The 13,464-nt window shown below is 61.2% G+C and carries 13 protein-coding genes; 5 read left to right on the forward strand and 8 right to left on the reverse strand.

Annotation, left to right across the window (positions count from 1 at the left end; genetic code table 11):
- Window positions 1–204: 204 nt before the first annotated feature.
- The 4 genes from hemA (at window position 205) to FQ320_RS16005 (ending at window position 4,057) form a co-directional block, all read left to right on the forward strand.
- Window positions 205–1,419 (forward strand): 5-aminolevulinate synthase, encoded by a 1,215-nt coding sequence (gene hemA / locus FQ320_RS15990; RefSeq protein ID WP_148474007.1) that lies wholly within the window; start codon window positions 205–207, stop codon window positions 1,417–1,419.
- Window positions 1,420–1,507: 88 nt separating this feature from the next.
- A complete protein-coding gene (locus tag FQ320_RS15995; protein ID WP_148474008.1) occupies window positions 1,508–1,954 on the forward strand; it encodes a cytochrome C in 447 nt (148 codons plus the stop codon).
- 115 nt (window positions 1,955–2,069) lie between these two features.
- Window positions 2,070–2,915, forward strand: a complete 846-nt coding sequence (locus FQ320_RS16000; protein WP_255509548.1) for a DMT family transporter — start codon at window positions 2,070–2,072, stop codon at window positions 2,913–2,915.
- Window positions 2,916–3,166: 251 nt separating this feature from the next.
- Entirely contained in the window at window positions 3,167–4,057 is an 891-nt protein-coding gene (locus tag FQ320_RS16005) for a polyprenyl synthetase family protein (RefSeq protein ID WP_148474010.1), read from the forward strand.
- 24 nt (window positions 4,058–4,081) lie between these two features.
- Here FQ320_RS16005 and FQ320_RS16010 read toward each other — a convergent pair whose 3' ends face one another.
- From FQ320_RS16010 to FQ320_RS16045, 8 genes are all read right to left on the reverse strand, one after another.
- Window positions 4,082–4,921, reverse strand: a complete 840-nt coding sequence (locus FQ320_RS16010; protein ID WP_148474012.1) for a metal ABC transporter permease — start codon at window positions 4,919–4,921, stop codon at window positions 4,082–4,084.
- Complete coding sequence (locus FQ320_RS16015; RefSeq protein ID WP_148474014.1) at window positions 4,918–5,772, reverse strand: metal ABC transporter permease; 855 nt, start codon at window positions 5,770–5,772, stop codon at window positions 4,918–4,920. Before FQ320_RS16015 ends, FQ320_RS16010 begins: the two co-directional genes overlap by 4 nt.
- Window positions 5,769–6,689, reverse strand: a complete 921-nt coding sequence (locus tag FQ320_RS16020) for a manganese/iron ABC transporter ATP-binding protein (RefSeq protein ID WP_148474016.1) — start codon at window positions 6,687–6,689, stop codon at window positions 5,769–5,771. Before FQ320_RS16020 ends, FQ320_RS16015 begins: the two co-directional genes overlap by 4 nt.
- Before the next feature lie 29 nt (window positions 6,690–6,718).
- On the reverse strand, window positions 6,719–7,615 hold the full coding sequence (locus tag FQ320_RS16025) for a metal ABC transporter substrate-binding protein (protein WP_148474018.1): 897 nt from the start codon (window positions 7,613–7,615) through the stop codon (window positions 6,719–6,721).
- A 174-nt stretch (window positions 7,616–7,789) separates the two neighbouring features.
- Window positions 7,790–8,356 carry a L,D-transpeptidase gene (locus FQ320_RS16030; protein ID WP_148474019.1) on the reverse strand — a complete coding sequence of 189 codons (567 nt, stop codon included), beginning with the start codon at window positions 8,354–8,356 and terminating at the stop codon, window positions 7,790–7,792.
- A gap of 131 nt (window positions 8,357–8,487) precedes the next feature.
- Window positions 8,488–9,015, reverse strand: coding sequence for an isopentenyl-diphosphate delta-isomerase (idi, locus tag FQ320_RS16035; protein ID WP_148474021.1), 528 nt, complete (start codon window positions 9,013–9,015; stop codon window positions 8,488–8,490).
- 250 nt (window positions 9,016–9,265) lie between these two features.
- On the reverse strand, window positions 9,266–10,384 hold the full coding sequence (locus FQ320_RS16040; RefSeq protein ID WP_148474023.1) for a ParB/RepB/Spo0J family partition protein: 1,119 nt from the start codon (window positions 10,382–10,384) through the stop codon (window positions 9,266–9,268).
- A complete protein-coding gene (locus FQ320_RS16045) occupies window positions 10,362–11,765 on the reverse strand; it encodes an AAA family ATPase (protein ID WP_148474025.1) in 1,404 nt (467 codons plus the stop codon). Before FQ320_RS16045 ends, FQ320_RS16040 begins: the two co-directional genes overlap by 23 nt.
- A gap of 527 nt (window positions 11,766–12,292) precedes the next feature.
- On the opposite strand from FQ320_RS16045, the gene FQ320_RS16050 reads away from it, so the two are divergent.
- Window positions 12,293–13,453 (forward strand): replication initiation protein, encoded by a 1,161-nt coding sequence (locus FQ320_RS16050; protein ID WP_148474027.1) that lies wholly within the window; start codon window positions 12,293–12,295, stop codon window positions 13,451–13,453.
- Window positions 13,454–13,464 lie beyond the last annotated feature (11 nt).

Genomic DNA, 13,464 nt, shown 5'->3' on the forward strand with positions numbered 1-13,464 from the left:
GGCGGCGGCGACCGATTGCCGTTTCTTGTCCGCTCCGGCATAGTGAACAAAAATCACAGCGGCGACAGCCGACCTTAGGCAAACTGGGCTTTTGGCCGCATTGACGTCCCCTGCCCGCGCGGGGCAATGAAAGATATAGCGACCACCTGCGACCGGTAAATGACGCCGGAACAGGGGCCCGGACCCAGACAGACGAGGTTTCCGATGAATTATGACGCCCTGTTCCAGACCCAACTGGACGCCCTGAAGGCCGACGGAAACTACCGAATTTTCGCCGAGATGCAGAGAAAATGCGGTCACCACCCCCGTGCCCTGAATGCCGGGCCGGATGGCGGGCATGACGTGACGGTCTGGTGCTCCAACGACTATCTTGGAATGGGGCAGCACCCCGACGTGGTGCAGGCGATGGTGGAAACCGCTCAATCCTGTGGCACCGGCGCCGGGGGCACCCGCAACATATCCGGCACCGCCAGCCATCATGTCGCGCTTGAACGTGAACTGGCCGATCTGCATGGCAAGCAAAGCGCGCTGCTGTTCACCAGCGGTTATGTCAGCAACTGGTCGGCACTTGGGACGCTCGGCAGCCGCCTGCCCGGCGCGATCATCCTGTCGGATTCGGAAAACCACGCCAGTATGATCGAAGGCATTCGCCATTCCCGCGCAGACAAGGTGATATGGGCGCACAACGACCCCGCCGATCTGGACCGCAAACTGGCCGCTACCGATCCGTCCCGGCCCCGGATCGTCGCCTTTGAATCGGTCTATTCAATGGATGGCAGCATCGCCCCGATCGCCGAAATCTGTGACGTCGCCGAAAAACATGGCGCAATGACCTATATCGACGAAGTCCATGCGGTGGGAATGTACGGCCCCCGGGGCGGCGGAGTGAGCGAGGCGCAGGGCTGCGCCGACCGGATCACCCTGATTCAAGGGACACTGGGCAAGGCGTTCGGCTGTTTCGGTGGCTATATCACCGGCTCAGCGGCGCTGTGCGATTTCATCCGCAGCTTTGCCTCGGGCTTTATCTTTACCACCGCGCTGCCCCCGGCCGTAGCCGCCGCCGCAACCGCATCGGTCCGGCATCTGAAAACCTCGGGCATTGAGCGGGCGCGCCAGCACGAACAGGTCGCAAGGCTGCGCGCCGGGCTGGACCGGCTGGGTATTCCGCATATGGACAACCCGAGCCATATCGTTCCGGTGATGATCGGCGATCCGGTGAAATGCCGGATGATCTGCGATATTCTGATGTCCGACTTCGGCATCTATGTGCAGCCGATCAACTATCCCACGGTTCCAAAGGGCACCGAGCGGCTGCGCCTGACCCCGGGCCCACACCACAGCAATGCCGATATCGACCACCTGTGCAGCGCACTGAATACGCTGTGGCAGCAATGCGCGCTGTCCCGTCAGGTGGCATGAACACCGAGTCCCGTGCTTGCTCAAGGAAACTTTATCACACCCGATGCATTCCTGAGGTAAGTCTTGTTTCACAAATAGGAGACGACAGATGAACAAATTCCTGACAATCGCCGCCGCAACCATCCTTGCCACCGGCCCGGCCCTTGCCGAGTCCGAGCTGGCCGGCGATGTCGCAGCAGGCGAAAAAGCATTCGGCCAGTGTGCATCCTGCCATGTGGTCCAAAATGAAGAAGGCGAAACCCTGGCCGGGCGCAACGCCAAGACCGGGCCGAACCTTTACGGTATCGCCGGGATGAAAGCTGGCGAACTCGAAGGCTTCCGCTTTGGCAAATCAATCATCGAAGCCGGCGAAAAAGGTCTTGTCTGGAACGAAGAAAAGTTCGTCGCCTATGTTCAGGATCCTGCCGCCTTCCTGAAGGCCGAACTCGACGACAGCAAGGCCCGCAGCAAGATGGCGTTTAAGGTCCGCAAGGAAGAAGACGCGATCAACCTCTATGCCTTCCTGGCCTCGCTGGCGCCGCCCGTCGAGAATTGATGCGTAACACAACTGACCACCCGTTCCCGATTTGACGTCTGATACGGCCCCCGGAACTCAGCCCGGTCTTTCCTCCGGTCCGGTCACTGGCCGCCATCCATTCTTCGGGCTCGGGTTGGCCGCTTGTGCGGCCTTGCTGCTATCCCCTGACACCCTGTTCATGCGGTGGTCGGAGATGGACGGCTTTGCAATGCTGGCCTGGCGCGGATTACTCACCGCGCTGGTCCTGCTTGGGGTGTTCGTGTTGTTCACCCGCGAGCGGCGTGCCGCGTTGCGGGCGGCAACCGGGGCGGTCGGGCTGACGGTGATCGCGACGCAAACCGTCAACACCACTCTGTTCAGCCTGTCGGTTTCGATCGCGCCGGTGTCCGTGGTGCTGTTCGGCGTCGCCACCACGCCGATCTGGGCCGCGGTCTTCGGCCGATTCATCCTGCACGAGCCGACCCGCAAAACCACATGGATCACCATTTTCGCCGTGATGACCGGCATCGGCATTGCCGTTCTGACCGGCCCCGACGGCCGCCCTGCCCTGTCGGCGCCGGTGATGCTGGGGGCGCTTGGCGGGCTGACCGTCGGGGCTTCCCTTGCATTGACCTTTGTCTTGTTGCGCCGGGCGTCGGGGCTGTCGATCCTGCTTGTCGTGGGGCTGGGCAGTCTGATCAGCGGTCTGGGCGGGCTGTTGGTGGCCGGGGATACGGTGTTTGACGGCACGCTCTGGGCCATCGCGATTTCGGGTCTGGTGCTGCTGCCGGTCTCGTTCTTTTCGCTGTCCTTCGCCTCGCGTTACACCAATGCGTCAAACGTCAGTCTGTTGCTGCTGCTGGAAACCGTGCTTGGCCCGCTGTTTGTCTGGGCCGGTGCGGGCGAAGCGCCAACCGGGGCAATGCTGATCGGCGGCGCCATTGTGGTGGCCAGTCTCGCCGCATATCTGCTGTCCGAATCTCGCCGGCGTGCGATGTGACACCGATACTGGAGCAGAAACCGCGACGCGAAACGGGCGGTATTCCGCGTGCCATCTTGCAGGTATAGAAGGGCGTGATATTTGCGAACGGTCCGGATCTCGCGCTTTTCTAACAGGGCGATCTGCTGCAAACTGCGATCAATGGTGGAAAAACTGACTTGCGTAACCCGGCCTTGCCGCCATGAATGGCGATGCGACCCCATGACCAGACCCTGACACCGGCATACCCATCGCAAGATACGGAGACCGCAATGACGCTGAAGAACCGGATCGAATCCACGATATCTCAGGCTGTCCGGCGCGGTCAGTCCGGCGCGGTTCCGCCCCGTCTTGCCGCCGCACTGGAATATGCGGTGACGCCCGGTGGTGCGCGGATTCGCCCGACAATCTGTCTTTCGGTGGCGCTGGCCTGCGGCGATGACCGCCCTGCCCTGTCCAATGCGGCAGCGGCTTCGCTTGAGCTGATTCACTGTGCCAGTCTGGTCCACGACGATCTGCCCTGTTTTGACGATGCGGCGACGCGCCGGGGCAAACCTTCGGTTCACCGGGCATTCTCCGAATCTCTGGCCGTGCTGACCGGCGACAGCCTGATTGTGATGGGGTTCGATCTGCTGGCGCGGGCGGCGGGAACCGGCGGTGACGCCGACGGCACATCAGGTGCGGTGCGGGCGGTTGAACTCATTCGCATCCTCGGCGCCTGCACCGGAATGCCGGGCGGGATCTGTGCCGGTCAGGGTTGGGAAAGTGAAACCACCATCGATCTTTCGGCCTATCACCGGGCCAAGACCGGCGCGCTGTTCGTTGCCGCCACAAGGATGGGTGCCGTGGCCGCCGGGCAGGATGGCGAACCGTGGGAGGAGTTGGGCGCGCGTATCGGCGAGGCGTATCAGGTGGCCGACGATCTGCGGGACGCGCTTTTCGATGCCAAGACGCTGGGCAAACCCGTGGGTCAGGATGATCTGCACGGACGCCCCAACGCCGTGTCGCAAATGGGCGTACAGGGCGCCACCCAGCGGTTGAAAGACATCCTTGGCGGCGCCATTGCCAGCATTCCGGCCTGCGAGGGCGAGGCGATGCTGGCCGAGATGGTGCGCCGCACCGCCGAAGAGCTGACTCCAATGGCGGTGCGCCCCCGAAGCTGACAGTTGGGTGCGCAGGCCAGCAGGTCAGCCCGCCGCCTGCCCAGACTGCGCGTTGCGGTTCAGGATCATCCGGCGGGAAAAGGCGACGATGAACAGCGCCGTCAGCACCAGAACAATTGTCGGCCCCGGCGCACTGTCAAGATAAAAGCTGGCGTATACTCCGCCCACCATCGACACCAGACAGACGCCCACAGCGACAAACAGCATCCGCCCGAAACTGCGCACCAACAGGAATGCAATCGCCCCGGGTGTGACCAGCAGGGCCACCGCCAGAATTAGCCCCACTGCCGACAGGGTCGCCACCACGGTCAGCGACAGGATCGTCAGCAGGCCATAATGCAGCCAGTTCACCCGCAGCCCCGAAGCCCGCGCCTGTGCCGGATCAAAGGCATGCAGCAGGAAATCGCGCCACTTGGTAGAAAGAATGACCGACACGACAACCGAAATCAGCCCCGCCGTCCAAAGATCATTCGCCCGGATACCCAGCATGTTGCCAAACAGGATGTGATCCAGATGCGCGTCGCTGGGAAATGCGACAAACAGGATCAGCCCGACGGCGAACATCCCCGAAAATACCACCCCCATCACCGTGTCCTGTTTCACCCGGCTGTTTTCGGCCAGATAGCCGGTCAACAGCGCACAGGTCATCCCGGCCACGAAAGCGCCCAAAATCAGCGGCAGGCCCAGAATATAGGCCAGAACGACCCCCGGCAGGATCGCATGGCTGACCGCGTCCCCCATAAGTGCCCAGCCTTTGAGCACCAGAAAACAGGACAAAAGCGCAGTGGGCGGCGCGACGATCAGCGCGATCCAGAACGCATTCAGCATGAATGGATACTGAAACGGCAAAAGCAGTTCGCTCATGCTTCGACCTCCAGCGCTTGCCGCGCCTTGGCACGAGCCGCCAAAAGGCCGTGTTTCGGGGCGATGACAAACGCGATCAGAAAGATCAGTGTCTGCAACGCGACGATGATACCGCCTGTCGCCCCGTCAAGGAAAAAGCTGAGGTAGGCGCCGACGAAACTGGTTCCCGCGCCGATGGCAACCGACAGGATCAAAAGCCGCGGAAACCGGTCGCACAGCAGATATGCCGTCGCCCCCGGCGTCACCACCATGGCAATCACAAGAAACGCCCCCACCGTCTGCATCGCCGCCACGACCGAGGCCGCCAGCAGGGTAAAGAACACCGCCTTCAGGATGTCGGGGCGCAATCCGATGGACCGCGCGTGGCTTTCATCAAAGAAGGTGACCATCAGGTCTTTCCACTTGGCCAGCAGAACGATCAGCGACACCGCGCCGATGATGACAAGTTGCAGCGTGTCTTCCGGCGTGATCGCCAGAATGTTGCCCATGGTGATGGTCTGCACGCTGATCGCCATCGGATTGATCGACACCATGAACAGCCCAAGCCCGAAAAAGCTGGTGAAGATGATGCCGATGATCGTGTCGATCTTCAGCCCCGAGCGCCCCGACAGAAACAGCATCGCCGCCGCCGCCAGACCGCCCGCCAGAAACGCGCCAAAGGCAAACGGCAGGCCCAGCATATAGGCCCCCGCCACACCCGGCACGACCGAGTGGGACAGCGCGTCACCGATCAGCGACCAACCCTTGAGCATCAGATAGGCAGACAGAAAGGCACAAACGCCGCCGACCAGCGCCGACACCCACATGGCATTGGTCATATATCCATAGGTGAAGGGTTCCAGCAGGATCATCCCGGGGCCCCCGCCTTGCTGTCCTTGGCCCGGGCCAACGCTCTGGCGCGCGCCGCCTCCTCGCTCTCGTCCCGGTCGCCGTAAATCACGAAGGGGCGTTCGTCGTCGGTGATGATCCGAACTTCGCGTCCGTCGTCGTCTTCGTGCAGGTCGGTGCCGCCGAGCGTGAAATGCCGCAGAACCCCACCGAACGCCTTTTCCAGATTTTCGCGGGTGAACACGGTTTCCGTCGGTCCAAAGGCCATGACAGTGCCTTTCACCAGCACCGTGCGGTCACAGAATTCAGGAACCGAGCCAAGGTTGTGGGTCGACACCAGCATTACCCGCCCCTCGTCACGCAACTCGCGCAGCAAAGCGACGATCTGTTCCTCGGTCTTGACGTCCACACCGGTGAAAGGTTCGTCCAGCAGGATCACCTGACCGTCCTGGGCCAAAGCCCGGGCCAGAAACACCCGTTTGCGTTGCCCACCAGACAGTTCACCGATCTGGCGATGGCGATAGTCGGTCATCCCAACCCGCCCCAGCGCCGTCGTCACTGCCGCACGATCGACCTCCGATGCGCGGCGAAAGAACCCCATGTGACCATAGCGGCCCATCATCACCACATCCTCGACCAGCACGGGAAACGCCCAATCGACGTCCTCGGACTGGGGCACATAGGCGACGATATTGCTGCGCAGCGCCTCTTTCACGCTGCGCCCGAGCAGGCTGATCTCGCCCGAGGCGATGGGGACAAACCCCATGATCGCCTTGAACAGGGTAGATTTCCCGGCTCCGTTCACCCCGACAAGGGCGGTCACCGTGCCGCGCGGAATGTCAAACGTCGCATTGCGCAGGGCGACAGTGCCGTTGCGATATGTGACGGTGACATTATGCGCCGATATGCCGGTTCCGGTCTGTGCAGTTGTATCTTTCATCACTCTTGCCGCCTTCCTTTCCCGACGACCTAGCGCTTGGTCAATCCACGGGTAACCGTTTCCGTCGTCACCCGCAGCAGATCCAGATAGGTCGGCACCGGGCCATCGCTCGTGCTCAGACTGTCAACATAAAGCTCGCCGCCGTAATCCACCCCGGTTTCCCGCGCCACCTGTTCCGCCGGGCTGGTGTTCACTGTGCTTTCACAGAACACGACCGGAATGTCGTTGTCGCGCACGGCATCGATCACCCGGCGCACCTGTTGCGGTGTGCCAACGGCATCGGCGTTTATCGGCCAGAGGTATAATTCGCGCAGTCCCAGATCCCGCGCGAGATAGCTGAACGCGCCTTCGCACGTGACCAGCCAGCGGCGGTTTTCGGGAATCTCGGCGATCTGTGCGCGCAACGGGTCCAGAGTGTCGCGGATCTTCTGCTTATAGGCTTCGGCATTGGCGGCATAGATTTCGGCATTGGCCGGATCGGCGCCAGACAAAGCATCGCGGATATTGTCGACATAGATCTGCGCGGCATCGGCCCCCATCCAGGCATGCGGGTTTGACGTGCCCTCATAGGCGCCTTCGGCAATCTGGATCGGCTCGATTCCCTCGCTCACCGTGACGCTGGGGATTTCACCGAGGTTCGCCAGAAACTGCTCGAACCACAGTTCAAGGTTCATCCCGTTCCACAACAACAGGTCCGCATCGCTGGCCCTGACCAGATCGCCCGGCGTTGGTGAGTATCCGTGAATCTCGGCCCCCGGCCGGGTGACAGAAACCACATCCGCCGCATCACCTGCGACGTTCTGCGCCATATCGGCGATAACGGTAAACGTCGTGACGACCTTCAGCCTGTCCTGCGCCGATGCCGTGAGGGCAAAGACCGACGCCGCCAGCGCAAAGGCTGAGATCTTGGCGAACCGTTCGTTCATGCTGCGGTTCCTTTCGTTGTCTGTTCTGTAATGAAACTGATAATCATTCGCAATACCTAGGAGCATTGCGAACCGCTCGCAACTGCCATTGTCAAACCATCGCACATCCGGGCAAAAAAAATGCCCCGTGGCTGACCACGGGGCGTTTCAATCTGTCTCGGGTGGCGCAAAGGGTCAGGCGTAAACCTTGACCGATGCGCCGACTTTCACGTTGTCGTACAGCCCGATCACATGTTCGTTCTTCAGCCGGATACAGCCCGACGAAACGGCGGTGCCGATCGTCCAGGGCTGAGGCGTGCCATGAATCCGATACATCGTGTCGCGGCTGCTCCGGTACAGATACAGCGCCCGCGCCCCCAACGGGCTGTCCGGTCCGCCTGCGACACCCCCGGCATATTTGCCATAGATCTCGGGTTCGCGGCGAATCATGTTCTTTGTCGGAGTCCAGTTGGGCCATTCCGCCTTGCGTCCGACCCGGGCCGTGCCCGTGAAATTACGCCCGGCATCTCCGACCGCCACATGGTATTCCGTCGCCACACCCGGCGCGGTCACGTGGTACAGCACGAAATAGCTGGGGAACACGTGGATGCTGTTTACCGCAACATCGTCCCGGATCCGTTTCACCACCGGGTCGAAACTTTCGGGCGTGGTGTGCGGCGGGCCGACATGGGCATTGGCAGCAAGGGTGGAAAGACCCAGAGCCGAAGAGGCGGTCCAGATGAAATGACGGCGTGTAAGCATGTTATCCTCAGCAGGCTGGCAGCAAGCAGGAACAGGCAACCACTCGGGACGGGGAAAGTAAACGCCGGTACAGCTCGTGCACCACAACGTGAGGCCGGAAGGACACTATAACGCGTTCGTGTTCGCGCCAATCAATCCTTGGTCAGCCCGGTGAATATGCTGGCACGGTGTTCGGCAAGATAGATGCGCAACCAGGGGGTAAAACGCTCGGGCTGCTGTTCGACCTGCCCGACCAGATCACCAAGCCCGACCCAAGCGGTTTGCGAAACCTCGTCGGGGTTGGGCCGAAGGGTCAGATCGGTGGTGGCGAATGCCGAGAAGATATCGACCACTTCATGTTCGGTCAGGCCGCCGCCCACATCGGCGCGGTACTCCACCCGGTCGCGAAACTCCGGGATCAGACCGGTGATTCCCAACTCTTCGTCCAACCGGCGGATCGCGCAGGTCAGAGGATCCTCGTTCCACTCAGGATGGGTGCAACAGGTATTCGCCCACAGCCCCGGCGTGTGATATTTGCCCGGCGCACGACGCTGCAACAACACCCTGTCACCCGCCATCACGAAGACCGACACCGCTTTGTGCCGCAATCCCAGCTGGTGCACTTCAAGCTTTTCAATGGGTTGCAGCACACCATTAACCCAGGCAGGAATCAGCGCCATCGCCAGACACCCCGAACAGGGCGCGATATGTCGGGAAAGCCGCTTGCGTTGAGATCGAAACTACACACCAGCAAATCACCCTGAATGCCAAATTGAGCCCCTACATGCCCCGCCAGCGCTGTGGTTGCAAACCCCCTGCCCCGCACAGATCCCGATAACACGAGTATTACTTATTGGTGACCCTTGCGCGCGCTGGATTCAGCCGACGGACACCGGCCCCAAACCTCTGGCGCCGGTTTCGCGGCGAAACCTAAGGACGTTCCAGCAGATTGCGAAGTTCGATCATCACCAGATCCATCAGCTCGGCATCCACATGCCGCCCCTCGATCCGCAACAGATGGCCCTGACTGTCCTGCATGCGGCGCAGCACCGTCCCGTTCGACAGGTGCAGTGTGCTGTCGTCCTGCCATCCGGCCGGCGGCAAACGCCGAGGCCGTCCGCCCCGGGATTTCTTCGGCGCAACCGTCGTCTCGGCGATGGCCGCGTCAAGCAACGCCCACTCCTCCTCTGCCGTCACGCCCTGCCCGGCTGCCAGCACCTCGCGCAGGCGCGGCTCGCCCCCGTCGCGCAGCGCAGCGGCAAGGCGCAGACCCTGCCGCTCGGTGATCGATTCGGGGAACGACAGCATATCGCCAAGCTCCTCAAAGATCAGAGCGAAAGACCGGACCTTGCTGCGCTTGGCCTTGCTCGCCTGCGTGAACAGAGCATCAACCGCGGCCTCGGTGTTTGAAAACGCGCCCTGTTTTGCGGACATGACCGCGATGCGCCCCCGTTCAAAATGGCTGAGCGAGGCCCGCACTTCGTTTTCCTCGACCATGGCGGCAAAGGCCCGGCCACTGGTTTGCGGATCGCGCACCAAGGCCCGGATCGTGCGGTATTCGTCCCGTCCCGTCTGGGCCAGCAATTCACGGACCGCCAACAGTCGGCGATACCCGGACAACAGCCCGAACGGCCTTGACCTGCCAGCGTCGCCAGTGAGAGAGCCGGGTTCCATCGGGCAAACCTCGATCGGCAGGCGCAGGCCACCCGCCGCAATCGAGCCTTTCAGCTCTTCCAGTTCGTCCTTGTCCAGCACCGTCCGATCGCGCACCAGCATGTCGGTGGCGATGTCATCCAAGGGCAGCTCGCGGATCACCAAACCTTTTTCATCTGCATTCCGGTACAGCCCGGCATCAGCGCGGTCGCGGGCAATTTCGGCGCGTTGGTCGGCGCTGCCGGGTTGCATGTCCCGTGCCGAGGCGGCGGAAACCTGTGCAATCGGTGGGGCCGCCGATGGAGCAACGGGACGAGAGGTTTCGCGGCGAAACTCCTCTTCGTATTTGCTCAATTCCTCGGCGCTGGGGGCCTCAAGCCTGCGACGTCTGACCATTTTCGCCCTCCTCTTGCATCTGCTGATCGCGCCACCACGCCCCAAGGATCACTTCCTTGATCTCGGCCCAGGTGCGGTCAAACGTTTCGCGCCCCCGGATATAGGTATCGCGGTTGAATTCGCGGTAATCGGCCTCATAGATGCCGTTTACCTTCTCACCCGCCTGTCCGACCATGGCTGTCACGTCTTGCCGGAAGGCGGTCATGAAATCGCCGAAATAGGCCTGTATCACATTGGCCAGATCGGTCTGCTGAGCGGCGTCAAACCGGGTGATGATGGTGCGCACCGCATCCCATTCAAACCGGATCTCGGGCAGGCCGTTGCGTCGGCGAACCGTGTTTTCACCGTCTTCGATGCTGGCAAACGTCGAATAGAGCATGTCGAAAAACCGCCCCGTCGAATCGAATTCAAGGAACGAAGCCCCAAGTGGCACCAGCAGGATATCTGCCGCCGACAAGGCGTTGATCGTGAGATAGCCAAGCGCCGGGGGCGTATCGAGAAAAATCATGTCATAATCGTCAAGCACCCCGTCATGGTGCAGCGCATTGCCAAGCGCATCCCACAGGGGCCATGAGGTAAGCTGCATCCGCCAGACCGGCACCTGAAATTCGGCCCAATACAGATTGAGCTGTGCGCCGATCAAATCAATATTCGGCCAGTGGGTCTTTTGAATCAGGTTTCGCGGCGAAACCTGCAACGCTTCGCGCAGGGTTTCATCAAGCGGGAGTTCCGGCGCACCGGTCGCATTGCGAACCGAATTTTCATCAACCACGTGGCGGGCATAGTCACGGGCGATCAGCGGGAAGGCAGTTTGCCACTCATCCGTCACTGTTCCGCCGAGAATCGATGTCATCGAGCCTTGGGAATCCAGATCGATCACCAGCACCTTGTATCCATCCAGCGCCGCCGACATGGCCAGATGCGCGGCGGTGCTGGTCTTGCCCACGCCACCTTTGAAGTTGGCCACGGCGACCACCTTGGCCGGCAGACCTTTGGGCCGCCAAGGGAGATATTCGCGATTGCTTGCGCCTTCTTCGGCGAAGTGGGCGCGCAGGATCAGGATGTCATCGAGACTGTACCATTTGGATCCACCGTCCCCCGTGCCCTGTGGCAGATCGGGATTCGCCTTGAGCACCCGGCGCAAATGGGCCGGGGCGACGGGGATGAGATAGCGGCACACCTCCCATGTGGAAAAGCTGCGAAGCCGTTTGCGCCCATCCGGAGCATAGCCACGCCGGGCCAGATCATCGCGGCCTTTGGCGGCGAAATTAGCCGCCTTGGCAAAACGTGCGGTATCGATCGGCGCAGAGAGTTTCGCTGCGGCGCGTTCGGGATCGATGTTGAAATATGGGGGCAGGGGCGGTTTGGATGATGACGACATGAATTCCCGGGGATGTTCGGCTGTAACAGTAATATCGGGGAAACCATCGCACATCATGTGATGGATGGGAATCAATATGATGAATCACGACTGTACGGTCAGAAATGTCGAAGGAACACACGGGATATAGTATAGATTCTTTCGGATATTTAGAGTCTTTCCGCCTGAGTAAGCCAATTATATCAGCGGGCTAGCAGTGTATGGGTGCCTGTTTGCAGGTACAAGGGTATCCGGATGCGGGATCAACGGCACCCACTTACGGGATGACGAGCACCAGAATGCGGGTTTTTTGGTGCCTGACTGCGGTTTCGGCCTTTACAGTGACTGTATGCATGGGGCTGCGATTCGGAACGTCCTGCAAATGGGTTCCTTTGGATCGGGTAGCGTTACGATCAACCCCGTGCCGGCCGTGTCTTGGGGCACCTCAGGCGATGTTGTTTTTGGGTACCGTATGGGGCACACTCTGGGGCAGGGCGGCACAAGACCACCCGAGTCGTGCGGGACTCTGCCCGGAGTGAGGATGAGCCATGGACGCAATCGAACGTGACCGCCTGACCGGAGCCCTGCGACGGGGGGCGGTCAAAAAACATGTGGCGGCAATTCATGTCTCGGGCAAGCTGACGCTGTTGCAACGCAAGTTGAGCAATGTGCTTTTGCTGAACGCCTATGACACGTTGATCCTGCAAGATCGCCATGAGATCGATGCGCGAACCCTGTGCCAGATGATCGGTTACAATTCCAACGACATGGACACGCTGAAACAGTCACTGCGCGGGCTGGCAGAAACTGTGGCCGAGTGGGATATGCTTGATTCCGAAGGGCGTCAGGAGTGGGGCGTTTCGAGCTTGCTGAGCTATGCCAAGCTGCGCGGTGGGGTCTGTGAATACGCGTATTCTCCGGCACTGGCCGAGAAGCTGAACGACCCCAAAGTGTTTGCCTTGATCAACCTGAACATTCAGCGGCGGTTCACCGGCGGGCATGCGCTGGCGTTGTATGAAAACTGTTATCGTTTTGTGCGGACCGGCAGCACCGGCTGGTGGCCGCTGGAGCTGTTTCGCCGACTGATGGGGGTCTCTGACAGTGTTTATTACGAGAGCTTCAAGCATTTGAACGCCAAGATCATCAAACCGGCGGTGAGCGAGGTGAACCGGACCAGCAATATCGTCGTCACGCCGGAAACCCGCAAGCGGGGCAGGGCGGTGACGGATATCCGGTTTCGCATTGCTGAAAACCCGCAACTGGCGATCCTTGATCTGGACGATGGCGGCGCGGTGCGCAACGGCGCGGTCTTTGCCCAGCTGCGCGAATTGGGAATCAGCGACCGGCTGGCGCTGCAGTGGATTGCCGAACATGGCGAGCCATATGTCGCCGAAAAGCTGTTGTATGTGGAGGGGCAGGGCGCTGTGAAAAGCCCGTTGAAGTATCTGCGCGCCGCCCTGCGTGACGATTACCGGGAGGAGCCGACAGTGCCTCTGCCCGCCGGGCTGAGCGAGAGGGCAGGGCAACTGGCACAGGTGCGCGATGCGCTGGCCGCGCGCAGTCCGACCCAACGTGATGCCGACCGGCGGCAGTTTGCCTCGACCCTGGAGACCGCGGCGGCCCGGGCGGATTTTGAGCGACACAGCTGGATGTCGCCGCTGAACGCACGGGCGATCTTTGCATTTTGGGCGCGACTCAAGGCGGATTAGAGACCGGGCGC

The sequence above is a fragment of the Oceaniovalibus sp. ACAM 378 genome (assembly GCF_008085915.1).
Lineage (GTDB): Bacteria > Pseudomonadota > Alphaproteobacteria > Rhodobacterales > Rhodobacteraceae > Oceaniglobus.

Bases quoted from the DNA above. Each gene is read 5' to 3' on its own strand.
- hemA (WP_148474007.1), top strand. From the start codon at position 205: ATGAATTATGACGCCCTGTTCCAGACCCAACTGGACGCCCTGAAGGCC.
- FQ320_RS15995 (WP_148474008.1), top strand. From the start codon at position 1,508: ATGAACAAATTCCTGACAATCGCCGCCGCAACCATCCTTGCCACCGGC.
- FQ320_RS16005 (WP_148474010.1), top strand. From the start codon at position 3,167: ATGACGCTGAAGAACCGGATCGAATCCACGATATCTCAGGCTGTCCGG.
- FQ320_RS16010 (WP_148474012.1), bottom strand. From the start codon at position 4,921: ATGAGCGAACTGCTTTTGCCGTTTCAGTATCCATTCATGCTGAATGCG.
- FQ320_RS16015 (WP_148474014.1), bottom strand. From the start codon at position 5,772: ATGATCCTGCTGGAACCCTTCACCTATGGATATATGACCAATGCCATG.
- FQ320_RS16020 (WP_148474016.1), bottom strand. From the start codon at position 6,689: ATGAAAGATACAACTGCACAGACCGGAACCGGCATATCGGCGCATAAT.
- FQ320_RS16025 (WP_148474018.1), bottom strand. From the start codon at position 7,615: ATGAACGAACGGTTCGCCAAGATCTCAGCCTTTGCGCTGGCGGCGTCG.
- FQ320_RS16030 (WP_148474019.1), bottom strand. From the start codon at position 8,356: ATGCTTACACGCCGTCATTTCATCTGGACCGCCTCTTCGGCTCTGGGT.
- idi (WP_148474021.1), bottom strand. From the start codon at position 9,015: ATGGCGCTGATTCCTGCCTGGGTTAATGGTGTGCTGCAACCCATTGAA.
- FQ320_RS16040 (WP_148474023.1), bottom strand. From the start codon at position 10,384: ATGGTCAGACGTCGCAGGCTTGAGGCCCCCAGCGCCGAGGAATTGAGC.
- FQ320_RS16045 (WP_148474025.1), bottom strand. From the start codon at position 11,765: ATGTCGTCATCATCCAAACCGCCCCTGCCCCCATATTTCAACATCGAT.
- FQ320_RS16050 (WP_148474027.1), top strand. From the start codon at position 12,293: ATGGACGCAATCGAACGTGACCGCCTGACCGGAGCCCTGCGACGGGGG.